The organism is Haloparvum alkalitolerans, from assembly GCF_055381565.1.
Map to the genome: position 1 here is coordinate 277,990 of NZ_AP043938.1, position 21,977 is coordinate 299,966.

Annotated in this window: 20 protein-coding genes, 1 tRNA gene and 1 CRISPR repeat array (1 of these 22 running past the window's edge); of the genes, 6 read left to right on the forward strand and 15 right to left on the reverse strand. The window is 70.1% G+C overall.

Annotated elements, in window-relative coordinates; all coding sequences use genetic code 11:
• A CRISPR array of direct repeats spans window positions 1-1,736; the repeat unit is 30 nt; unit sequence GCTTCAACCCCACAAGGGTTCGTCTGAAAC; it begins 338 nt to the left of the window's first position.
• Between the two features lie 188 nt (window positions 1,737-1,924).
• The 3 genes from ACZ432_RS03760 to ACZ432_RS03770 all read right to left on the reverse strand — a co-directional run bounded on the left by ACZ432_RS03760 (window position 1,925) and on the right by ACZ432_RS03770 (window position 6,551).
• Window positions 1,925-4,609: an AAA domain-containing protein gene (locus ACZ432_RS03760; RefSeq protein WP_426963570.1), complete on the reverse strand. Its 2,685-nt coding sequence runs from the start codon at window positions 4,607-4,609 to the stop codon at window positions 1,925-1,927.
• A 104-nt stretch (window positions 4,610-4,713) separates the two neighbouring features.
• A complete protein-coding gene (locus ACZ432_RS03765) occupies window positions 4,714-4,992 on the reverse strand; it encodes a DUF7513 family protein (protein ID WP_426963568.1) in 279 nt (92 codons plus the stop codon).
• Window positions 4,989-6,551 carry a Na+/H+ antiporter NhaC family protein gene (locus ACZ432_RS03770; protein WP_426963567.1) on the reverse strand — a complete coding sequence of 521 codons (1,563 nt, stop codon included), beginning with the start codon at window positions 6,549-6,551 and terminating at the stop codon, window positions 4,989-4,991. Before ACZ432_RS03770 ends, ACZ432_RS03765 begins: the two co-directional genes overlap by 4 nt.
• A 183-nt stretch (window positions 6,552-6,734) precedes the next feature.
• Between ACZ432_RS03770 and ACZ432_RS03775 the strand changes: the two genes are divergently transcribed.
• On the forward strand, window positions 6,735-7,628 hold the full coding sequence (locus tag ACZ432_RS03775; RefSeq protein WP_426963565.1) for a tetrahydrofolate dehydrogenase/cyclohydrolase catalytic domain-containing protein: 894 nt from the start codon (window positions 6,735-6,737) through the stop codon (window positions 7,626-7,628).
• Between the two features lie 58 nt (window positions 7,629-7,686).
• On the opposite strand, the gene ACZ432_RS03780 is transcribed toward ACZ432_RS03775, so the two are convergent.
• The 3 genes from ACZ432_RS03780 to ACZ432_RS03790 form a co-directional block, all read right to left on the reverse strand.
• The gene (locus ACZ432_RS03780; protein WP_426963564.1) at window positions 7,687-8,919 is read right to left on the reverse strand and encodes an outer membrane protein assembly factor BamB family protein; all 1,233 of its coding nucleotides are present in this window, start codon (window positions 8,917-8,919) and stop codon (window positions 7,687-7,689) included.
• A gap of 105 nt (window positions 8,920-9,024) precedes the next feature.
• The gene (locus tag ACZ432_RS03785; protein WP_426963563.1) at window positions 9,025-10,152 is read right to left on the reverse strand and encodes an ATP-dependent ribose-1-phosphate kinase; all 1,128 of its coding nucleotides are present in this window, start codon (window positions 10,150-10,152) and stop codon (window positions 9,025-9,027) included.
• Entirely contained in the window at window positions 10,149-11,105 is a 957-nt protein-coding gene (locus tag ACZ432_RS03790; RefSeq protein ID WP_426963562.1) for a ribose 1,5-bisphosphate isomerase, read from the reverse strand. Before ACZ432_RS03790 ends, ACZ432_RS03785 begins: the two co-directional genes overlap by 4 nt.
• A 138-nt stretch (window positions 11,106-11,243) precedes the next feature.
• On the opposite strand from ACZ432_RS03790, the gene ACZ432_RS03795 reads away from it, so the two are divergent.
• A complete protein-coding gene (locus ACZ432_RS03795; protein ID WP_426963561.1) occupies window positions 11,244-11,966 on the forward strand; it encodes a DUF7117 family protein in 723 nt (240 codons plus the stop codon).
• A 57-nt stretch (window positions 11,967-12,023) separates the two neighbouring features.
• On the opposite strand, the gene ACZ432_RS03800 is transcribed toward ACZ432_RS03795, so the two are convergent.
• Complete coding sequence (locus tag ACZ432_RS03800; protein WP_426963560.1) at window positions 12,024-12,200, reverse strand: hypothetical protein; 177 nt, start codon at window positions 12,198-12,200, stop codon at window positions 12,024-12,026.
• Window positions 12,201-12,287: 87 nt separating this feature from the next.
• Window positions 12,288-12,785, reverse strand: a complete 498-nt coding sequence (locus ACZ432_RS03805; RefSeq protein ID WP_426963559.1) for a halocyanin domain-containing protein — start codon at window positions 12,783-12,785, stop codon at window positions 12,288-12,290.
• 167 nt (window positions 12,786-12,952) lie between these two features.
• On the opposite strand from ACZ432_RS03805, the gene ACZ432_RS03810 reads away from it, so the two are divergent.
• Window positions 12,953-13,330 carry a helix-turn-helix domain-containing protein gene (locus ACZ432_RS03810; protein ID WP_426963558.1) on the forward strand — a complete coding sequence of 126 codons (378 nt, stop codon included), beginning with the start codon at window positions 12,953-12,955 and terminating at the stop codon, window positions 13,328-13,330.
• A gap of 1 nt (window position 13,331) precedes the next feature.
• The gene (locus tag ACZ432_RS03815; RefSeq protein WP_426963557.1) at window positions 13,332-13,607 is read left to right on the forward strand and encodes a DUF7521 family protein; all 276 of its coding nucleotides are present in this window, start codon (window positions 13,332-13,334) and stop codon (window positions 13,605-13,607) included.
• A gap of 28 nt (window positions 13,608-13,635) precedes the next feature.
• Here the strand turns inward: ACZ432_RS03815 and ACZ432_RS03820 are convergent, their stop codons facing one another.
• The 5 genes from ACZ432_RS03820 to ACZ432_RS03840 all read right to left on the reverse strand — a co-directional run bounded on the left by ACZ432_RS03820 (window position 13,636) and on the right by ACZ432_RS03840 (window position 17,560).
• Window positions 13,636-14,022: a DUF5820 family protein gene (locus tag ACZ432_RS03820; RefSeq protein WP_426963556.1), complete on the reverse strand. Its 387-nt coding sequence runs from the start codon at window positions 14,020-14,022 to the stop codon at window positions 13,636-13,638.
• 85 nt (window positions 14,023-14,107) lie between these two features.
• Window positions 14,108-14,500 carry a disulfide bond formation protein B gene (locus ACZ432_RS03825; protein WP_426963606.1) on the reverse strand — a complete coding sequence of 131 codons (393 nt, stop codon included), beginning with the start codon at window positions 14,498-14,500 and terminating at the stop codon, window positions 14,108-14,110.
• Window positions 14,501-14,703: 203 nt separating this feature from the next.
• Window positions 14,704-14,778 (reverse strand) — tRNA-Glu (locus tag ACZ432_RS03830).
• A gap of 49 nt (window positions 14,779-14,827) precedes the next feature.
• Entirely contained in the window at window positions 14,828-15,529 is a 702-nt protein-coding gene (locus ACZ432_RS03835; protein WP_058366541.1) for an NUMOD3 domain-containing DNA-binding protein, read from the reverse strand.
• 51 nt (window positions 15,530-15,580) lie between these two features.
• On the reverse strand, window positions 15,581-17,560 hold the full coding sequence (locus tag ACZ432_RS03840; RefSeq protein ID WP_426963555.1) for a 3-hydroxyacyl-CoA dehydrogenase/enoyl-CoA hydratase family protein: 1,980 nt from the start codon (window positions 17,558-17,560) through the stop codon (window positions 15,581-15,583).
• Window positions 17,561-17,686: 126 nt separating this feature from the next.
• On the opposite strand from ACZ432_RS03840, the gene ACZ432_RS03845 reads away from it, so the two are divergent.
• Window positions 17,687-18,313: a DNA-3-methyladenine glycosylase family protein gene (locus tag ACZ432_RS03845; protein WP_426963554.1), complete on the forward strand. Its 627-nt coding sequence runs from the start codon at window positions 17,687-17,689 to the stop codon at window positions 18,311-18,313.
• Window positions 18,314-18,523: 210 nt separating this feature from the next.
• Here ACZ432_RS03845 and ACZ432_RS03850 read toward each other — a convergent pair whose 3' ends face one another.
• Together ACZ432_RS03850 and ACZ432_RS03855 are read right to left on the reverse strand one after the other, a co-directional pair.
• On the reverse strand, window positions 18,524-19,873 hold the full coding sequence (locus tag ACZ432_RS03850) for a putative ATP-dependent zinc protease (protein ID WP_426963553.1): 1,350 nt from the start codon (window positions 19,871-19,873) through the stop codon (window positions 18,524-18,526).
• Window positions 19,874-20,002: 129 nt separating this feature from the next.
• The gene (locus tag ACZ432_RS03855; protein ID WP_426963552.1) at window positions 20,003-20,758 is read right to left on the reverse strand and encodes an SDR family NAD(P)-dependent oxidoreductase; all 756 of its coding nucleotides are present in this window, start codon (window positions 20,756-20,758) and stop codon (window positions 20,003-20,005) included.
• Between the two features lie 120 nt (window positions 20,759-20,878).
• Here ACZ432_RS03855 and ACZ432_RS03860 point away from each other — a divergent pair, with 120 nt between their 5' ends.
• Window positions 20,879-21,904: a succinylglutamate desuccinylase/aspartoacylase family protein gene (locus ACZ432_RS03860; protein WP_426963551.1), complete on the forward strand. Its 1,026-nt coding sequence runs from the start codon at window positions 20,879-20,881 to the stop codon at window positions 21,902-21,904.
• The last annotated feature ends 73 nt before the right edge of the window (window positions 21,905-21,977 follow it).

Consider the following 21,977-nt stretch of genomic DNA (forward strand, 5'->3'; position numbering starts at 1 on the left):
CACAAGGGTTCGTCTGAAACCGGGAGCTCGAACTCTGGGACATGCACGCCATCAAGCTTCAACCCCACAAGGGTTCGTCTGAAACATACGTCAGGTATGCCCAGCGACACCGACCAGGACGAGCTTCAACCCCACAAGGGTTCGTCTGAAACTTGACATCGGGCTGGTCGCCGTAGATACTCTCGTCAGCTTCAACCCCACAAGGGTTCGTCTGAAACGGGTTGGAGCGGTTCGTCCGCGAGGCCGCGCTCGAGGCTTCAACCCCACAAGGGTTCGTCTGAAACGAGACGCGCAGTCGGCTAGTGTGAATACTGACACGGGCTTCAACCCCACAAGGGTTCGTCTGAAACGCGCCGCACCGACGACAGCGGTAGCCGTCGCGACGGCTTCAACCCCACAAGGGTTCGTCTGAAACTCGTAGGGGTTCGGCCGCGGGGAGAGCGTAAAGCGGCTTCAACCCCACAAGGGTTCGTCTGAAACAGCCAACCGTCGCCCGCACTAACCCACGCACGCGCTTGCTTCAACCCCACAAGGGTTCGTCTGAAACGACGATCGCGGAGGTCCTCGAGGAGCGAGGGGTCACGGCTTCAACCCCACAAGGGTTCGTCTGAAACGCGACGGGACGCACTCGGGCGTAGGCGGTCCGAGGTGCTTCAACCCCACAAGGGTTCGTCTGAAACGATGCTGGTCGGTGTCGTCATCATCGGGGCGATACTCGGCTTCAATCCCACAAGGGTTCGTCTGAAACCTGACGGGTTGACCTCCTCACCGACCTCGAGCTCGGCTTCAACCCCACAAGGGTTCGTCTGAAACGCGACCTTCAGCCCCGCCATCGGCGTCGACGACCCGCTTCAACCCCACAAGGGTTCGTCTGAAACCGCCGTCTGCCGACGGATAAACCCGAGCGCGGACTGGCTTCAACCCCACAAGGGTTCGTCTGAAACGGATACCCCGTGTGAACTTCTCCAGCTTGAATCAGGCTTCAACCCCACAAGGGTTCGTCTGAAACATTCCGTTCCATCGCGATGCCTGACACGACATGGCGCTTCAACCCCACAAGGGTTCGTCTGAAACTGATGACGGATGTGACACTTGACGCGATGATGTTGCTTCAACCCCACAAGGGTTCGTCTGAAACCGTCCCGGATGCTGGATAGATCCTGCGGGACGATCAGCTTCAACCCCACAAGGGTTCGTCTGAAACTTTGGCATCTAGATCAGCCCTCCAAGGCCGGGGACGCTTCAACCCCACAAGGGTTCGTCTGAAACCTTCGTCGAGAATCCGGGTCGGTGGATCCGCGAAGCTTCAACCCCACAAGGGTTCGTCTGAAACGGCGCCCGCGCTTCGACTTCGAGTTCGACGAGCGGAAGCTTCAACCCCACAAGGGTTCGTCTGAAACGGGTCGTCTGGACCGTCGCCGCGAAGCTCGGCCTGCTTCAACCCCACAAGGGTTCGTCTGAAACCCCCAGGACCGTGTACAGGCGCGGCCTCTCGGCCGCCGCTTCAACCCCACAAGGGTTCGTCTGAAACTCGACACCGCTCCCGCGACTGCTCCGCCGCCCGACGTGAGCGCGCTTCAACCCCACAAGGGTTCGTCTGAAACCCGTCAGCGACCACCGCGGGCTCGTCGGGAGAACTAGCTTCAACCCCACAAGGGTTCGTCTGAAACGCTCGGGATCGAATGGACCGAGGTCGGATGTCACGAGCTTCAACCCCACAAGGGTTCGTCTGAAACCGTGCCGAATATGCGGCAGCCACCCAGGTAACGTGACCGTTTCCGGATGAATCTTTCCGTCGACCCTCGATAGTCCCTGAACCCCCGGGGGGTCGACAAGCGCTCGGCGGTCGGAGCCACGTCGGCCGCGTCGGCCGTGCTGATCGACTGCGTCGCGGCCGGCATCGAGAGAAGTCCGTCTCAGTGGCTCATCGCCGCGCCCAGTCGAGCAGCCGCTCGTAGAACGGCTCCGAGGCGAGCGCCTCCGCGTCGCCGACGAGCGTGAGCGCCTTCTTCGCCCGCGTGAGCGCGACGTTCATCCGCCGGTGGTCCTCGAATATCGGCCCGTCGAGGTCGCCGGTCGCGACGAGCGAGATCACGATCACCTCCTTCGAGGAGCCTTGGAAGCGGTCGACCGTGTCGACGGTTGCGTCCGTCCGGCGGCCGATCTCCGCGACCTGCGCGCGGAACGGGGCGATGACGCCGATGTCCTCGACGTCGACGCCGGCGTCGACGTACGCGTCGACGACGCCCGCGACGCGCTCCGCCTCGCGGACGTTCCTGTTCCCGTCCCGGTCGCCGTCGGGATCGACGAAGTTGACCCCGCCGCGGAGCGCCGGCGGGAGGTCGGCGGCGTCGGCGCCCAGGTCCGCGAGCGACTGGCCCGCGACCGCCGGCGTGGCGGGCCTGAGGTCGCCGTCGTAGAACTCCGCGGAGGCGAACGACTGGATGCGCTGACTCATGCGGTACTGCCGGTCGAGCATGACGCCCGCCTCGGGGTGATCCTCGATGAGCCGCTGAAACAGCGAGCGCTGCAGGTCGTTCTCCGCACGGACGACCGGCGGTAACTGCTTGTGGTCGCCCACGAGCACGAACCGCTCCGCGAGGTTCGTCGCCGCGAGCGTCCCCGGCTCGGTGAGCTGCGAGGCCTCGTCGACGACCGCGACGTCGAACGCCTGCTCGCGCATCACGCGGGAGCCGCAGGCCGCGGTCGTGGCCGCGACGACCGGCGCGTCGCCGAGCTCGCCGGCCTTCTCGCCGGGGTCGCCACGGCGCACCAGCCGCACGTCCTGCATGTCGCCGCGGACGCCCTGCTGGCTACCCACCCTGACGACGTCCTCGAACCCCTGATCGCGGAGGGCCTCGAGCGCGTTGTCGACCGCGCGGTTGGTGAACGCCGCCAGCAGGACGCGCTCGCCGGCGTCCACGAGCGCGCGGATCGTCCGCGCGATGGTGTAGGTCTTGCCGGTCCCCGGCGGGCCGTGGACGAGCGCGAAGTCCTCCGCGTCGACCGCGCGCGCCACGGCCTCGTCCTGCGCCTCGTTGTTGTCGATGAAGGGGTCGCGGTCGGCGGGCGCCGCGGAGAACTCGGGGTCTCGGCGCCCGAACAGCACGTCCTTCCGGCGCTCGTCGCCTTTCAGCACCGCGTCGTGGAGCGCGGTCAGCGATCGGTCGACCGAGATCTCGGAGGGGTAGACGTCGATCCGCCGCAGTTCGACCGGTTCGTCGGTCTCCACGACCACCTCGTCCTCGCCGAGGCTCGTGATCCGGCCGAGCTCCGCGTGGCCCGCGACGGGGTCGCCGTCGGAGGCGAGCGCCACGTCGCCCTCGCGGAGCTTCGAGACCGCGTCGCCGGGCGTTCCGGCGCGGAGCCGCCAGCGCCCGCCCTCGATCTCGGTCTGCCCGCGGGGGTCGAGGTCGATCAGCGCGCGGTCGTCCTCGGCGCGCTCGGCGGCGGTCTGCTCCCAGAGCTTCCTGTACTCGGCGTGGGTCTCGCGGCGCTCCTCCTCCAGCGCACGGTAGAACCGCGAGAGGTACGCGCGCTCCTCCTCGGGCAGGGGCTCGCCGATCTGGCCGGCCTTCGACTCCTGGTTCAGCCGGCCGGAGACGACCATGCAGGTGTCCTGCTCGAAGCAGTACTGACACTTGGCGTCCGCCTCGTAGCCGGTCGGGATGCCGGCCTCGGGGTCCGGGTCGTTGAGCGTCCGCCACTCCATCGCCGCGAGTTCGTTGCGCGTGCGGACGACGAACTTCAGAAGCCCCGTCCCGACCGAGAACTCCTTTGCCGGCGAGAGGTCGCCGGTCTCCTCGTTCCTGTCCAGCGCGGTGTTCTTGGTGTACAGCAGCGTCCCGGTGTCGGGCGTCTCACCGCGGTCGGCCAACATCAGCGCGTAGCAGGCCGCCTGCATCTTGTCGTGGAACCGCGGTTCGCGCTTGGTGTTCTTCCCCGTCTTCAGCTCCACGGGCGCGCCGCGCCGGAGCGCGTCCGCGCGGCCCTTCAGCCCGAACGTCGGCGAGATGAGCGTGTACTCAGAGCGCCACGTGTCCGTCTCCGTCAGCGTCCCCTGTTCGAGCCACCCCTCCACGGCGGCCGCGTTCCGGCGCACCTCGTCTTCCACCTCCGTCGGCTCGTAGCCGAGCAGGCCGAGTTCGAGGCCGGCTTCCTCGACGCGGTCCGCGACCGCCTCGTCGAGGTCGACGCCGCGCAGCAGGTCGCCGAACACCTCGTGGACGACGGTCCCCTTCACGACGGGGTAGTTCAGCGGGATCCCCGAGAGCTTGTTCAGGTAGTACATCCGCGGACACTGCACCCACGAGCGGACGCCCGTCACGTCCACGAGGAAGTCCGGTTCGAGGACGACCCACGACTCCTCCGAGGTGGTGTATCCCGCCTCGTCGCCGAAGTCGTCCTCCTCGGGGTCAGTCACCAGCAGCTCCATCCCGACCTCGGCGTGTTCGCCGGTGTGGGTCCACTTGCCCCACAGCGTCACCCGCACGGGGTCGCCGGCGCCCTCGTCGGGGCGCACGCGGAGCTCGCAGACCTCGCGGTCGCCGTACTGGGTCGAGACGGTGCGCACGTCGCCGACGTCCACGATGGGGCCCCGAAGCGTCACGGAGGGAGCCAGACGCCGGCCGCGAAAAACGCTGTCGGTGGCGGGACCGTGGGGGTGCGTCCGGACCCCGGCGGCCGCGCGCCGACACGGGGTCCGACGCCGCCCTACACCTCGTAAGCCGTCTCGCCGACGACCTCGCGGAACTCGCCGCGGCCGACCGACCGCTCCGGGTCGAACTCCAGAACGCGGACCGCGACGAGGCCGTCGAGGGCCTCGGGGTCGAAGTCCTCGACGCGCAACTCGGTGTCGCCGATGAACGCGATCCCCTCGCCGCTGGCGGGGTCGTACTCGGTGACGAAGACGCGCACCGTCGCGCCCGGCTCCAGCGAGGGGGTGTTGGTCCGGAACGACCAGCCCTTCAGGTACTTCTCGAACAGGCTCATGCGCGAGCCACCTCCTCGCTCTCGCGGTCGGGAACGTACTCGAGGCCGAAGCCGGTGAGCGCGGCGACGACGAACACCGCCACGAGCACCCAGCCGTGGAAGACGAACGGCCACACCTCGGCGGGGTTGACGAGCATCCCCTGGTCGATCCAGTCGAACGTGTCGGGCAGTCCCGTCATCGTGGTGTAGCCCGCGAGGACGCCGCCGGACCACGGGAAGATGTAGCCGAGCGCCGCCGTCTGTGCGTCGAGGATGTTCGCGCGGCGGTAGCCGTTGATGTTGAACCGCTCACCGATCTTGGCGATGTACGGCCCGATGGCGATCTCCGCGGCGGTGTTGATCGTGATCGCCGCGTTGACCAGCGCCGCGACGCCGACCATCGTCAGCTCGGCGCGGCGGACGGTCGTCGCGAGGTGCTCGATCGACCAGTCCAGCATCGCCTCGAACGCGCCGCCCTCGATCATGATCTGGGCGGCCGCGATGATGAGGAGGACGAGGATCGAGAGCGCGAAGAAGCCGGCCGCGCCGGCGTAGATGGACCCGCCGACGCCGGCGTTGCTCGGGTCGGAGACGATCTCGACGATCGGCAGTCCGCCGAGCAGGTCGGCGGCGGGCGCGTCGGCGGGCGCGCGGAACAGCAGGATGTCCGCGGCCGAGGAGAGGCCGAGCAGGAGGTTCAGCGCCGCGGCGACGATGATCCCCCACGAGATGGCCTCGATGATGTGCCGGCCCGCGACCGCGGTCGCGATGACGACCCCGACCGAGAGCAGGTGGACCAAGGCGAGCGGGCGCGCGCCCTCCAGCAGCACCTGCCGGGGGTCGCCCGCGACCTCGATGCCCGGCATGAGCGAGCTCGCGACCACGTACGCCGGGAGCGCGATCCCGGCGGCGACGATCGCGTACTTGAACCGCGAGGCGACGACGCCGCCGATGTCGGCGTCCTGCGTCACCGCGGAGACGATCGTCGTGTCCGAGACCGGCGCGAGGTTGTCGCCGAAGATGGCGCCCGAGAGGATCGCGCCGAACGTCAGTACGGGGCTGGCGCCCAGCAGGACGCCCGCCGGGAAGAACAGGCCGACGAACGCGACGGCGGTGCCGTAGCCCGTGCCGATGCCCGTCGCGAGGACGGCCGCGAGCACGAACGTCACGGCGGGGAAGACGGTCGGCCCGACGCCGAGCAGGTCGGCGATCCAGACCAGTCCGCCGACGAAGCCGCCGGCCTGCAGCGTCTCCGTGAACATCCCCGCCCACATCCACGCCACGATGGCGGTGGCGGCGACGCGCTGGGTCATGCCGTCGAAGATGGTGTTCGCGTACCCGGTCCACGAGCCCTTCACGAGGAACATCCCGGCGATGAGGCCGAGCAACATGCCGGCCACGAGCCCGGTGGTGTCGGAGACGCGCAGCAGCGCCGTCTGGACGACCGCCCAGACGATGAAGAAGGCGATGGGGAACGCGCTCGCGCCCCGCCCGCCGTAGAACTCCATCGCCGGCCCGTCGTCCGCGTCCGACCCGCCGAACTCCGTCGCGGGACCCTCGTCGGTTGCGGAATCTGCCATTGCTACGGGTTCCGTCCAGCCTCGGATAACAAAACCTCCGCGATCCTTGCCGCTTCCAGTCAGCGGGGCGGGAGGTCCGTCCGGCCCCGATAAATGCATTTATGTGCATATTTCTGTCCCCTATGACGGTGGGTTTAGACACGATCCCGTGCTCTTTTATCCGCGGCGGCGCGACGGGGAGGTATGACCGAGATCATCGACGGCGACGCCGTCGCGGGCGAACTCCGCGCGGAGATCGCCGACCGCGTCGACGACCTCGCGGCCGCGGGCGTCGAACCGGGGCTCGCCACCGTGCTGATGAGCGACGACCCCGCGAGCGAGACGTACGTCTCGATGAAGCAGCGCGACTGCGAGGAGGTCGGCATCGAGGGGATCCACGTCGAGGTCGACCCCGAGGCGCCCGCCGAGGAGCTGTACGCCACCATCGACGAGTTGAACGCCGACGAGTCGGTCCACGGCATCCTCGTCCAGCTCCCGGTCCCCGACCACGTCGACAAGCGGGAGGTGCTGCGCCGGATCCGCCCCGAGAAGGACGTGGACGGCTTCCACCCCGAGAACGTCGGTCGGCTCGTCGCCGGGAACGCCCGGTTCAAGCCCTGCACACCGCACGGCGTCCAGAAGCTGCTGGAGGCGTACGACGTGGAGACCGAGGGCGCCGACGCGGTCGTGGTCGGCCGCTCGGACATCGTCGGCAAGCCGATGGCGAACCTCCTGCTCCAGAAGGCGCCGCAGGGGAACGCGACGGTGACGGTCTGTCACTCCCGGACCGAGGACCTCGACGCGAAGCTCGCGACCGCCGACGTCGTCGTCGCGGCCGCCGGACTCCCCGAATTTATCGACGGCGACCAGCTCAAGGCGGGCGCGACGGTGATCGACGTGGGGATCAACCGCGTCGACGCCGACACGGAGAAGGGGTACGAGCTGGTCGGCGACGTGGACTACGACTCCGCGAAGGCTGTCGCCGGGAAGATCACGCCGGTCCCCGGCGGCGTCGGCCCGATGACGCGCGCGATGCTCCTGTACAACACGGTCAAGGCCGCCAGCGAGCAGCGCGGCGTCGACGTGACCCTTCCCTGATCGGCTGGTCGCGGCGGGCATTTCTGTCGGCTGTGTCGGGGGCGCGCTCAGAGCCGTCTCAGAACTCGAGCGCGATCGCCCGGCCGTCGCTCGCCAGCAGGACGACCTCCCGGTCCCCGTCGTCGTTCAGGTCCACCAGGAGGGGCCGAACCGTGACCGTCGCGTCGAGGACGCCGCGGGCGAGGACCCCGCCGTCGCGGTTCATCGCGACGACGGACCCCGCCTCGGTGACCGCGACCGTCTCGGGCGTGTCGTCGCCGGTGACGTCGCCGGTCGCGGGGGGTGCGACGGGGGCGTCCCCGCCGAACTGCTGTTTCCAGACCACCTCGCCGTCGAGCAAGTCGACCGCCCAGACGGCGCCGGTGCCGCCGACCGCGACCCGGCCGGCGTCCGTCCCTCCGGGAGCGATCGACGTGCCCTGCAGGCGCGCGTCGAACCGGGTACTCCCGTCGACCGTCTCGATCGTGGCGATCGATCCCTCCTCGGTCCCGACGGCGAGCACCGCGCCACGCCGCGTCTCCGCGGCCGTCCACGCCGTCGGCGTGCCGTTCCTCGGCGCGGTCCAGACCCGCTCGCCCGCGCCGTCGAAGCGGACGTACGACCCGTCCTCGGCGCCGGCGGAGACGACGACCGCGGGGTCAGCGGCGCTCGTCGCCCCGCCGTCGTCGGAGAACGACCCCACGAGCGGCGGCAGTCCGACCGGACCGTCCACCTCGCGCGTCCACGCCGTCTCCCCGTCGGCCTCGAGCACGCGGAGCGTCCCGGCCGCGGTCCCGACCGCGACCTCGTTCGCGCCGTCGCCCGTCACGTCGCCGACCGCCGGCGGAGCGATGGACGGGGCGGCCAACTCGGCCGCGAAGAGCGACGCCCCGTCGGCCGCGGCGAACGCCCGGACCCCCGGCTCCGCGGTCGTCAGAACGAACGCCTGCTCGCCGCCGACCGTTCCGGCCGTCACGCCGCCGATCGGCGCTCCGGCGGTCTCCCCGTCGGCGTCACAGGCAGCCGTCGGCAGGGACGCGTTCCAGGCGGACTCGCCCGCACCGTCGACGACGCGGAGCGTACAGGCGTCGCCCTCCGCGACGAGCGGGAGCGCGATCCGGACCTCCCCGCCGGTCGTCGCCACGGCCGACTCGTGGGCCGTGACGGCGTCGTCGGTCGGCTCGGTCTCCCAGAGGACGGTCGGTTCGGTCGCGCCGCCGTCGGCCCCCACGAACGCGAAGACCGCGGTTCCCACGCCGGCCACGACGGCGGCACCGATCACGAGCGACGCGAACAGGATGCGGCGATCCATTGCCCGCAATTGGGGAACGGCGGGCAAACCCTTGTCGGACCGTTCCGGGCCTCGGGAATTCGGCGCTGCTCGACGGGCGGGCGCGGCGTCGAACGTCCCCCCGGATCAGGCGTGCTCGGCGAGAAACGCGTCGATGCGTTCCCAGGTGAGCGTCGTCCGGGCGCCGCGTTCGCGCGCCGCGAGCGCACCGGCGGCGTTGGCGATCCCGAGCGCGTACGGCAGGTCGGCGTCGCGGAGATGAGGGGCTTCGGTGCCGGGGATCCCGCGTGGGCGGTCGGCGTCCGTTTCCGACGCGGTCTCCGCGGTGCGTCCGCCGACGCCTCCCTCGACGGAGCGACCGCCGTCGACCTCGCGTTCCGGCTCGTGGTTCCGCGCGGACTCGAAGCAGGCGCCGAGGAAGCCGGCGGCGAACGCGTCGCCCGCGCCGGTCGTGTCCACCACGTCCACGTCGTAGGCGGGTGCGTGCACGCGTTCGCCGCCGGGGAGCCGGACCTCCGCCCCGCCAGCGCCGAGTTTGACGACGAGCGCGGTCGACTCGGGGGCTTCGGGGTCGAGCGTCCCCGTCCGTCCGAGCGCGGCCGCCTCGCGGTCGTTGACGAACAGCAGGTCGCTCGCCGCGATGGCGTCCGCGTAGGCCCGGTTCCCCACCTGTCGCCCCGGATCGAAGCTGACCGGGACGCCCCGCTCGTGCGCGAGCGCCGCCAGGTCGCTCGCGGAGGCGGCGTTCTGTCCCGTGAGGTGGAGGTGGTCGCTCCCGGCGAGGTCGTCGGGGTCGAGGTCGGCCGCGCCGAACGCCTCGTTTGCTCCCTCGTTGGCGAGCACCATCACCTCGCCCGTCTCGTCGACGATGAGGTACTTGACCGAGGTGGCGCGGTCGTTCGCCACCATCACGTTCCCGGGGTCGACGCCCGCGCGGTCCAGTTCCTGGAGCGCGAGCGCGCCGGAGTCGTCTCCGCCCACGCTCCCGAACAGCAGCGTCTCGGCGTTGAGTCCGGTCAGCCCGACCGCAACGTTGGCGGCGCTTCCCCCGCCGGCCTGCTGGAGGTGGTCGATCCGCTGCTCGCCGTCCGGCTCGGGAAGCCGGGCGACCTGCATCGTCACGTCCCAGTTGATGTGGCCGGCACAGAGGACGGACGGGGGGTCGCGGTCGGCGCCGCCCCGGCCCGCTGTGGGTCCCGCGTCGGCCTCGCTCTCGGCGTCCCCGTCGGCGTCCTCGTCGGCGGCGTCGCTCACGTCTCGGCCCACGGCTCCGTCGCCCCCTCGCCGAACAGCTCGCGCATCAGCGTGACGATGCTCTCGGGCGGGAACTGGCCGCTCTCGGTGACGATGGCGTCCATGTACCGCGGCGGCGTCACGTCGAAGGCGGGGTTCTCGACGGTTACCTCGCCGATGGCCTCGCGGGCGTCCTCGCCGATCACCTCGGCCTCGTCGCGCATCTCGATCTCGACGGTGTGGCCCGCCAGCGTCTCCGGGTGGAGCTTGATCGTCTGGGCGGCGGTCATGATCGGGACGCCGCGCTCGCGGGCGTTGACGGCCAGCCCGGAGGTGCCGATCTTGTTGATCACGGAGCCGTCGGCGGCGATGGAGTCGGCCCCCACGAGCACGTGGTCGACCTCGTCGAGGTACCGACGGGCCGCGGAGTCGACGATCAGGGTGACCGGGACGCCCATCTCCCGGAGCGCCTCCGCCGTGATGTGGCCCTGGTTGCGCGGCCGCGTCTCCTTGACGATCGCCGAGATCTCCTTGCCCTGCTCGAGGGCCGCCTCCACGCACGAGAGCGCGTCCGTGGAGTGGCAGTGGGTCATGATCGTGTCGCCGTCCTGGAGGCGGTTGGCGCCGATCTGGCCGAGGTCGTCCTGCGCGGCGTCGAGGCGGTCGTCGAACGCCGCCGCAGCGTCCAGGACGTTCTCGCGGACGGTCGCGACGTCGGCGCCGTCCATCCGGCGGAGCACGTAGCGCAACGCGTTCGGCAGCGACACCGCGGTCGGGCGGGTCTCGTGGAGCCGACGCCCCGCGGCGCGCATCGTCTCGCGGAACTCGTCGGCGTCGTCGGCGTCCGTCGCGCGAGCCTGTGCCGCCAGCGCGTCGGCGGCCGCGCCCGCGATGGTGGCCGCGCCGCGGACCTCCATCGAGGCGATCGCCTCGGCGGTCTCCGCCACCTCCGGCGCGAGGTCGTGGTCGGTCATGCCCTCGAGGTTCTCGCCGCGGGTACAAATGGTTGGCCTCCGCGACCGGGCGAGGGAGCCCGTCGAGCCGGCCCCCGAGGACGCCACGGCGTGACCGCGGACGCAGGGCTTTACCCCCCAGCGAGCGAACCGACGGGCATGAAAGTCCGCGGCGAGCGCGAGTGCAAGGAGTGCGGCGCACGGTGGTCCTACTACGAGACGGGCGACACCGCCTGCCCGGAGTGCGGGAGCCTCCTGAGCGTCGGCGTCGGCGACCGGACGCTTCACACCGACGCGCCCGCGGAGCTGGACTTGACCCCCCACCGCGAGCGCTTCGGGGACGCCGCGGGGACGCTCCCCGCGGAGGGGGTCAGCGACCTGAAGCGCGACCTGCGGGAGTACCTCAGCCGGCGGGGGTTCGTCCGCGGCGGGGACCTCCTGCCGCTCGACGACGGCGTGCTCGCGGCCCGCGAACTGCTGCAGGCCGTCGACATCTACGACCGGCTCCGGGACCCGACCGACGACGACCGGACGTACCTGCTCGACCTGCTCGCGGGCGCCGACGACGGCGAGCGGCCCGCCCCCGAGGCCGTGCCGCCGAACATGCACGCCGCGCGGGGACTCGCGGTCGCGAACGCGGTCGCGGACTACCGCGACGACCTCCGGACCTACCTCGACGAGTATCCGGACGCCGAGGCGCGCGAGGCGCTCGGGTCGCTCCGCGAGCGCGTCAAGCGCGTCGAGTCGCTGCAGGGCGACGTGGAGCCCCGGGACGCGGAGGAACTCGTCCGCGCCGCCAACGAGGTCGGGACGTATCTCCGGGAGAACGACGAGGGCGCGCTGGCCGACGCCCGCGCGCGCCTCTCGGACCTGGAGCTGTAGGCGACCTCGCGGGCGGCCGAGGCCGGCGCCGCCGGCGGCGTCACGGACCGCGAGCCGTCACGCCTCGCGGCGGCCGAGGTACTCGTTGACGAGCGTCGGAACGAGGACGCCCACGCCGAGGAGAACGGCGAGAGTCGCCCACGACGGCGGGTCGGTCACGGCGTTCAGCGCGAACAGAAGGAGCACGGCCAGCACGATGCAGGCGGCGATCACGCGGTTCTCGCGGGAGACCATATCCGGCGTTCCGCGGCCGACAGAATAGGCGTTTCGCCCCGGAAGGCCACGGGGCGACCGGGAGGGGAGGTCGGCGTCCGCGCCGGCCTACTCGACGACGACGGCGCCCTTCATCCCCGACGCGCGGTGGGGCGTGCAGGCGTACTTGTGGACGCCCGACTCCTCGAACGTCTGCTCGAAGGTGTAGCCCTCCTCGCTGCTCAGATCGGACTCGAAGGAGTCGTCCTCAGCGGCGACGTTGTGCTCGCCACCCTCGCCGGTCCACTCCCAGACGACCGTCGTCCCGGCAGCCACCTGGATCGCCGGCGGTTCGAACTGGAGGCCGTTGCCGGCCCCGACCGCGACCGTCACCTCGTCCGCGTCGGTGTAGTCGAGCGTCGACTCGTAGTTGCCGACGTCGTCGAACCAGCCGTCGTAGCTCGGCTCCTCGTCGACCGGCTCGGGGCCGTCGTCGCCCCCGCCTCCGCCACCGGAGCCGTCCTCGGTCCCTCCTCCGCCGCCCCCGCCGGAACAGCCGGCCAGTGACACGCCGAGTGCGGTCGCGCCCGCGGCACGCAGCACCGTTCGTCGGTCGTACTGAGTCATACACGAACACGTTCGAGTTCGGGACTGATAAGCAAAAAACCGGCTCCCCGGGGCCGAGAATCGGGAACGGCCTTATGTCCGAGCGTCCCGAACTCGCCCCCAGCCTCATCCCCGATCCGACGGACGTAACGCAGATGATTTATGCCTCTCGACAGGAAATCGCGGGTATGGTGCGGGACCCGTCGCGTCGAGAGGAGCCGCCGCCGCCGAGCGACGTACTGGACGTGTTGAGCGACGACGCCGCACAGCGCATCATCGCCGCGCTCGAGGAGCCGATGACCGCGAGCCAGATCTCGGAGGAGTGCGACATCCCGCTGTCGACCACCTACCGGAAGCTGGACGCGATGACGGACGCGGATCTGCTGAACGAATCGACCGAGATACGGCGGGACGGCCAACACACGACGCGGTACGCGGTCGCGTTCGAGTCCGTCACCGTCGGACTGACCGACGACAGGGACCTGGTCGTCGAGTTCGAACGTCCGGAGGGCGGCGCCGACGAGCGGCTCGCGCACCTCTGGTCACAGGTCCGGGAGGAAACCTGAGATGATGTACGAGTCACTGCTGTTGATCGTCGCGAAGACCGCCATCCTGCTTCTGGGTGGGAGTATCACCTACTACGCGCTCCGGGCGTACGGCCGGACTGGTGACCCCTCGCTGCGGGCCCTCGGCGCAGGGTTCGGCGTCGTCACCTTCGGCGCGCTCGTCGGCGGGATCCTCCACCAGATCATCGGCGTCGAAGTGAGCGTCGGCGTGGCCATCGACAGCGCGCTCACCGCCGTCGGCTTCGCGGTGATCTTCTACTCGCTGTACATGGAGTGACCGCGGCGGGAACCGGCGGCCGGAACGCTCACTCCTCGCGACCGGTCAACTCGTCGAGTCGCTCGAAGTACTCCTCTCGCGGCACCTGATAGGCATCGCGGTAGTCCACTTGCCCCTCGTCGAACCGTGACGCCGCCGCCAGTGCGCCCGCGACCGCGTCCCCGCGGTCGTCGTACGTCTCCGCGAGCGCCTCGATTTCGGGTTCCAGGAAGAGGACGACGTGCCACTCGTCGGTCTCGTACTGGCCCGCGCCCGGGCGTCGCTTTCTGGAGCCGTTCGTGAGATAAATGGTCGGGAGACACGCGGCCGGGAACGCGTCCTCGGTGAACACGTCGGGCCGGTACGCGAGGATGACGCGCCCCTCGGACTCCTCGTTCCAGACGCGCCAGCCGCCGGGCGGCTCCGGGAAGCTCATACCCCGCGTTCGAGGCCGGGACTTGAAAGCGTCGCGCTCGTCGGCGGCCGACGGCGGCGCTCTCCACGCCCGTCGTTCGCCGCAGTCACCCCTCGCCGCGGTCCAGCCGCCATACCGCCCCCAGCACCGCGCTGATGAGCAGAAACGCGACCAGCGAGAGCCGGGGGATGGTGAACACGAAGAACCCTTCCCAGAGGACCGCGGAGCACGCGCCGCCGACCCCGCAGGAGACGCCGGGCGATAGCTGGAGGAACGCGTGGTACGCCGCGATCCCGATGCCGAGCGTCGACAGCGGGATCGCCGTCCGCCAGACCCCGGACCGCCCCTCGAGGGCCGCCACGCCGAGCACGACCACCAGCGGGTACATCAGGATGCGCTGGTACCAGCAGAACTCGCAGGGGACCAGCCCCAGCACCTCGCTGAAGTAGAGGCTCCCGGCGGTGGCGACCGCCGCGATGGCGGTCGCGGCCGCGAGCAGCGCTCTCGCGGGCGTGGCGGAGTTCGCGGACGTGTCGGAGACGGAAGGGAGGAACCGGGCGCGTGACACACCAGCCGGTAGCGAGGCAGTGCATAAATATCGTTCTGCCGCGGTCGGGGGGACCGCAGGACGGGAGCGGTGACGACAGGACAGGAACGGTGGCACGGACGGCGCCGCAACTCGCCGGTCAGCGGCGACAGAAGTGCTCGCTAGGGGATTTGAACCCCTGTCATCGGCTCGAAAGGCCGATATGATTGGCCGGGCTACACCAAGCGAGCGATTACCCTCTCGCGTCTCGACGGAGGGAGCATGGATATATAAATCCAGTCAATTCAACTCGTCGTACCCCTCAGGGATGTCGGTTTCGAGAGAGGGTTCGAAGGAGAGGTCGCCGTGTTCGGCCCGAGCGTGACACCGTTTGCAGAGCACGACGAGATTGCCCTGTACGTGTGCATCGCTGAGTTGATGGGTGTCCGATCGGTCGAAAAGCCGGACCGGAACGATGTGGTGGACCTCGAGTCGGTATTCGTCCCCATCGTGCCCGCAGTTGGCGCAAGCGGACGTCCGCGACCGGGCCTCGCGACGTGCCCGCGTCCAGCCGGGTCCGTATCTGAGGGTCCCTCCGCCTCGCCACATCGGGTTCGAGCGACCCGACCGCGACTCGCTCATTTTCTGCCGCGTCGACTCGGGAAGCTGACGACCCGAGAGCGCCTCGCCGATCTTCTCGCGCGTCGAACGTGTGAGCGTCCGCCCGCGCTGGCCCTCCGCGAGTCGTTTCCGTTCATCCTCGGAGAACTCTCGCCCCGCCATTGTCTCCGCGATTCGTCGTCTCACGTCGTCGTCGCGACTCGTCCCGTACAGCGGGTGGTCCTCACCGACGAGATCCCTCGTCTCTATCCCCCGCCTCTCCATCCACTTTCGGACCGTCCGAGCGGACACGCCGCACTCGTCCGCAATTTCGGCCTGTGTCCACCCCTCCCGGTGATACTTCAGCTCGAGCCACCAACCGCTCCGATACCGTTTCGCCATCGTCGACGTCTCCACCGCCCTGAGTAAAAAAAGCCGAACCGCGGACCGGAACTACTTCCCCTCGAACTCCGGTTCGCCGTCGCCCATGAACGCCGTGACGCCCTCCATCAGGTCGTCCGTGTTCATCAGGTGGCCGAACGCCTGGGACTCCACCTGGAGGCCGGCCTCGGCGTCGGTCCGGCCGGCGTGCATCGCGCGCTTGGTGTACTTCTGTGCGATCGGCGGGCCCGCGGCGAGGTCCTCGGCGAGTTCGACCGCGCGGTCCGCCAGCTCCTCGTTCCCGACGACCTCGTTGAGGAAGCCGTACTCCTCCAGCGTCTCCGCCTCGTAGCGGTCGGCGGTGAAGATGATCTCCTTGGCGCGCCCCTCGCCGACGATGCGGGCGAGCCGCTGGGTGCCGCCCCAGCCGGGCAGGAGGCCGAGGTTGTGCTCCGGCTGGCCGAGCTCGGAGCGCGCGGAGGCGACCCGGAAGTCCGCGCAGGTCGCGAGCTCCATGCCGCCGCCGAGACAGTAGCCGTCGATGCCCGCGACGACCGGCTTGTCCGACTCCTCCAGCTTGCCGAACGTCTCCTGGCCCTTCCGGGAGAGCTCGACCGCGGAGATGGGGTCGGCGCCGCCGGCCGCCATGCTCTGTACGTCGGCGCCCGCGGAGAACGCGCGGTCGCCGGCGCCCGTGAGCAGGATCGCCCGCACGTCGTCGTCCGCGTCGAGCGCGTCGATGGCGTCCGCGAGCTCGTCGAGCAGCTCGGCGCTTATCGTGTTCATCCGGTGCGGGCGGTCGAGCGTGATCCGGCCGACGCGGTCCTCGACGCTCACCTCGAGCGTGTCGTAGTCCGCCCCGTCGGGACCGTTCCCGTCCGCGTCGTCCGCGCCGTAGAAGCCGCCCGCGGCCGCGGCCTCGCGGAGGTAGTCGACGGCCTCGTAGCGCGCCTCGCCGGTCGCCTCGTGGAGCTCGTCGAGGGTGTCGACGAGCCCGTCGAGCCCCGCGCTGTCGGCCAGCTTCGCCGGCCCGTCCGGGAACCCGGCGCCGAGCATCACCGCGCGGTCGATCGCCTCGGCGTCGGCCACGTCGTTCGCGATCAGGCCCGCGACCTCGTTGGCCATGACCGCGAGCAGGCGGTCGCGCACGTCGTCGCGCGCGGCGTCCGTCGGGATGTCGACGCCGCCGTTCTCGTAGTCGTAGAACCCCTTGCCGGCCTTCTTGCCGAGCTCGTCCTTCTCGACCTTCTCGACGAGCAGGGGACACGGGCGATAGGCCTCGCCCAACTCCGAGTGCATGTAGTCGAGGACGTGATAGCCGACGTCGATCCCGACCTGGTCCGCGAGCTCGAACGAGCCCATCGGGAGGCCCATCTCGAACTTGGTCGTGGAGTCGACCTGCTCGATGGTGGCGTCGCCGGACTCGACGATCCACGCCGCCTCGTTCATCAGCGGAACCAGGATGCGGTTGACGATGAAGCCGGGGCTGTCCTTCCGGACCCTGACGGGCGTCTTGCCCATCTCCTCGGCGAGGTCCTCGATCAGGTCGAGCACCGCGTCGTCGGTGTGTGCGCCGGAGATGACCTCGACGAGCTGCATCCGGACCGGCGGGTTGAAGAAGTGCATCCCGCAGAACTGCGCGGGCCGGTCGGTGACCTCAGAGAGCTCCGTGATCGAGAGGCTGGAAGTGTTCGTGGCGAAGACCGCCTCGTCGGGCGCGTACTGTTCGATCTCCGCGTACACGTCCTTCTTGATCTCCATCTTCTCGGGGACGGCCTCGATCACCACGTCGGCGTCCGCGACCGCCTCCTCCACGTCGACCAGCGGCGTGACGCGGTCGAGCGCGGCCTCCGCGTCGGCCGACGAGATCTGGTCCTTCTCGGCGAGTTTGTCGAGCGACCACTCGATCTGCTCGTAGCCGTTCTCCACGAACTCCTCCTTGATGTCGCGCATCACGACCTCGTAGCCCGCGAGCGCGGCGACTTCGGCGATACCGTGGCCCATGTTTCCGGCGCCGAGGACGGTGACCCGCTCGACGTCTTCGATCTCCATGTGCGGGCGGTCGGCGGCGCCGCGGTTCAACGTTTCCCTTTTTGAAACGAACAACGATGAAGAAGTTTCTTCTCGTGGCCGGACGGCCGCGAAAGGGGTTTGAGCGTCGCTCCCCGAATTCCGACCGTGACGACCGACGATCCGGACTCGGCGGAGGCGCTCGACCCCGACGTGGCCGCGACGCTGCGGAGCGACGAGACGCTGGCGCCGCTGGTGGACAGACACGGCCCGCTGTCGGTCGAACCGGCGGCGGACCCGTTCCGGCGGCTCTTCGTCTCGATCATCAACCAACAGCTCTCGACGGCCTCCGCGGACGCGATCCGGGACCGCGCGTTCGCCCTGCTGGACGACGAGGTGACGCCGGCCGCGGTGCTGTCGGCCGACGAGGACGCGCTCCGCGAGGCGGGGCTCAGCGGGACGAAGGTCGACTATCTCCGATCGGCGGCCGCGGCGTTCGAGGGCGAGGACGGCCTCTCGCGCGACCGGTTGACGGGGCTCTCGGACGGCGAGGTTCGCGAGGAGTTGACCGCGATCCGCGGCGTGGGCGCGTGGACCGCGGACATGTTCCTGATCTTCGTCCTCGGGCGCGAGGACGTGCTGCCGCTGGGCGACCTGGCGGTGCGGAAGGGGATCGAGCAGGTGTACGCGGACGGCGCGGAGCTCTCGCGGGCGGAGATGCGGGAGATCGGCGACCGGTGGCGCCCCTACCGGAGCTACGGGACGCGGTACATCTGGGCGGCCTACGAGAACTGACCGGAGGCCCCGACAGCGGTTCGGGCGTGGCGAACAGCCGGCGCTTCGGTCGCCCGCGGATCCGGGAGTCCGCGACCGTCAGACTCCGCGGCGGTGCGCCGGACGCCCGCCGAGTTCGCCGCGGAGCGCGTCGTCAGGTCACGGGACGGGTGGCGCGGTATCGGACAAAAAGGCTCGCGCGGTGCTCCGCGAACGGTCGAACGCCGGGACCTACTCCTCGATGTACCGCTTCACTTCCTTCTCCTCCTGTGCGTCCGCGTCGGCGCGGCGACGCACGTCGACGCGGTAGTTCTCGAGGATGTCGCGGCCGAGGAGGAGCGGGTAGTCCATGTGGCTCCGGTCCTCGACGCTCGCGGTGACGGTGTGCTGGTTGCCGCCGATGCCGATGACCAGGTCGACGACCGGCCGCGCCTTGCCGGACTTCACGCTGCCGGACTTCACGCGCGTCATGCTCTTGATCGGGCCGGCGCCGATCTCGGCCGCCAGCTTCGTGTCGATGCTGGTCCGAGTCGCGCCGGTGTCGGACTTCGCCAGCGCCTGCGTGGAGCCGGAGGTCCCCGTGACGACGACCTCCTCGATGTAGCCGATCATCGGGAGCTCGTCCGGGGTCGCCTTCGGCTCCGGCGCCGAGGCAGGACGGGAGTCGTCGAGCTGTCCGGCGATCCGCTCGACGTCCTCGTCGTCGACCTCGCCGCCGACTCGCTCGATGGCGTGTTTGGCGATGTACGGCGCCGGGCTCCGACCCGTTGCCTTGAACAGCCCCTTGAACCCCGCGGTCGGGTTCACCTCCAGCACGTACCAGCCGTCGTACCCCTCCACGAGGTCGACGCCGGCGTAGTCGAGTTCCATCACCTCGGCCGCGTAGAGCGCGGTCTCGGCCGCCTCCTCGGGCATGTCGTCGGTCGCGTCCTCGACGGCGCCGCCGAGCGCGACGTTCGTCCGCCAGTCGCCCTCGGGCGCGTAGCGGTACATGGCGCCGACGATCTCGTCGCCGACCGTGTACACTCGGAGGTCGCGGTGTTTCTCCGAGTCGCGCTCGATCAGCCTCTGGAGGAACGCCTGCCGGTTGCCGACCTTCGGGTTAACGCGTTCGGTGAGGTCCACCTTCCACGTGCCGCCGCCGTGGGTGCCGATGGCCGTCTTGTAGACGCCCACGTCGCCGAACCGCTCGCGGTCCTCGTTGAGCCGGTCGTTCGAGAGCGCGAGCAGGGCGTCGGGAACGCGGATGTTCCAGTCGGCGAGCGTCGCCGCGGTCGCGAACTTGTGAACCGCCCCCAGCACGCTCTCGGGCTCGTTGAGCATCGGCAGAATGCGCTCGAACGTCGAGGCCAGCCCGAGCAGTTCCGCTGGCTGTTCGGTGTTCGACAGCAGCAGCCGGTTGGCGACGACGTCGACATCCGGCTCGACCGTCACCTCGCCGTCTTCGACCGAAATCGCGGCGTTCTCCTGTCTGAGCCACACCGGCTCGTGACCGAGGTCCTCGACCGCGTTGAGGATCGCCTTCGTCTCCTTGCTGTTGTGCAGCGACAGCACACCCACCCGCACCGGATCTGTCGTCATACGTGGTCGTCGGACGGGACGGTAAAAACTCCTCAGTTATTCCCTCGGATCGCGGAAACGATCGGCCGCGGCCGCACCGCCGGTCGGCCCCCGAGAGACCGGTCGGCCGAACCGTCGGACTCCGTCCGCTCAGACCGCCGAGAGGCCGCCGTCGACGACCAGCTCCGTGCCGGTCACGTAATCGGCCTCGTCGCTCAGCAGGTAACAGACCGCCCGCGCCACGTCCGCGGGGTCGCCGAACCGCTCCGCGGGGATCTCGCCCTCGTAGCGTTCCTCGCGCTCGGCGCCGACGGTGGGCACGTCCTCGGTGGTCATCGCGGTCTCGATCACGCCCGGTCGGACCGCGTTGACCCGGATCTCGGGGGCGAAGGCGTCGGCCATCGACTTCGTGAAGTTCGAGACGGCGGCCTTCGCGCCGTCGTAGACGGGGTGGTCGGCGTTGCCGTGGCCGGCGGCGACGCTGGAGACGTTGACGATCGCCCCCGCGTCCATGTGGCGGGCGGCCGCCTGGCCGCCGAAGAAGGTCCCCTTGGCGTTGACGTCCATCATCGCGTCGTAGTCGGCCTCGTCGACCGCCGCGTACGCCTCGCGCCGGAAGATGCCGGCGTTGTTGACGAAGCCGTCCAGCCCGCCGAACCGGTCCGCGGCCGCGGCGGCCCGGTCCAGGTCCGCGGGGACGGTCACGTCGCACTCCACGAACGCGGCGTCGCGGTCGGTCTCCGCGGGAACCCGCTCGTGCGTGGGGGTCCCGTCGAGCCGCGGTTCCTCGCGCACGTCCGCCACGACCACGTCCGCGCCCCGCTCGGCGGCGTGCAGACAGGTCGCGCGGCCGATGCCCGACGCCCCGCCGGTGACGACGACCGTTCGGTCCGTGAGGTCGATCATACCGACGCTTGGGCCGGTCGCTCCCTCAAAGTCACGGCCGGGCGGATCGGGGTCGCTGGCGCCGACCGCCGCGGTCCCGCGGTCGCCATATATATCCCCGCGGCCGTGCTCCGAGCGAGCATGAGCGACGACGGGTCCTTCACCTACAACGGCGGTGCGGTCGCGCCGGGTGAGACCCAGAACCTGCGATACGGCATCAGCGAGACGTACCTCGGCGACCCCGTCCGGATCCCCGTGACGATCATCAACGGCGAGCGCGACGGGCCGACCGCGTTTCTGTCGGCGGCCGCCCACGGGGACGAGCTGAACGGCATCGAGGTCGTCCGGGAGGTGGCCCACGAGTGGGACCTCTCGGAGCTGGCGGGGACCATCGTCTGTCTCCCCGTGCTCAACGTGCCGGGCTTCCTGGCCCAGCAGCGCTACCTGCCCGTCTACGACCGCGACCTGAACCGGTCGTTCCCGGGACGTGCGGGGTCGACGAGCTCCAAGCGGATGGCCCACCAGATATTCACGAACTTCGTCGAGCCGTGCGACCTCGGCATCGACTTCCACACGTCCACGCGCGGTCGGACGAACATGCTCCACGTCCGCGCGGACATGGCCGACGAGGACGTCCACCGGCTCGGGATGGCGTTCGGATCGAACGTCGTGATCGACAGCGAGGGCCCCTCGGGGACGCTCCGCGGGGAGGCGACCGCGGCCGGGATCCCCACGATAACCGTCGAGATGGGCGAGGCCCACCGGTTCCAGCGCGGCCTGATCGACGCGGCGCTCGCGGGCGTCGAGTCCGCCTTCGCGGAGTACGGCCTGCTGGAGCAGTCGTCGGTCCGGTGGCCGGGGTGGCGCACGATCATCGCCGGCTCGGACGAGAAGACGTGGATCCGCGCGGACGCGGGCGGCATCGTGGACATGCACTACGACTCCGGCGCGCTGGTCCGCGAGGGCGACCGCATCGCCACGATCACCAACCCGTTCAAGGACGACAACGAGCCGGTGGCCGCGCCGTTCACGGGACTGCTGGTCGGCGTGCTGGAGAACCCCGTCGTCTATCCGGGCAACCCCCTCTGTCACCTCGTCGAGCTGGACGAGCCGACCCGCCGCGTGGTCGAGGCCGAACAGGCGCCCGCGGACGCCCGCGGCGCATAGGCGACGGCGCGGCGACGGTGCCGACCCGGTCGGACCGCGCGCCACACGCCGTGTTAGAAACTACTAAACCACC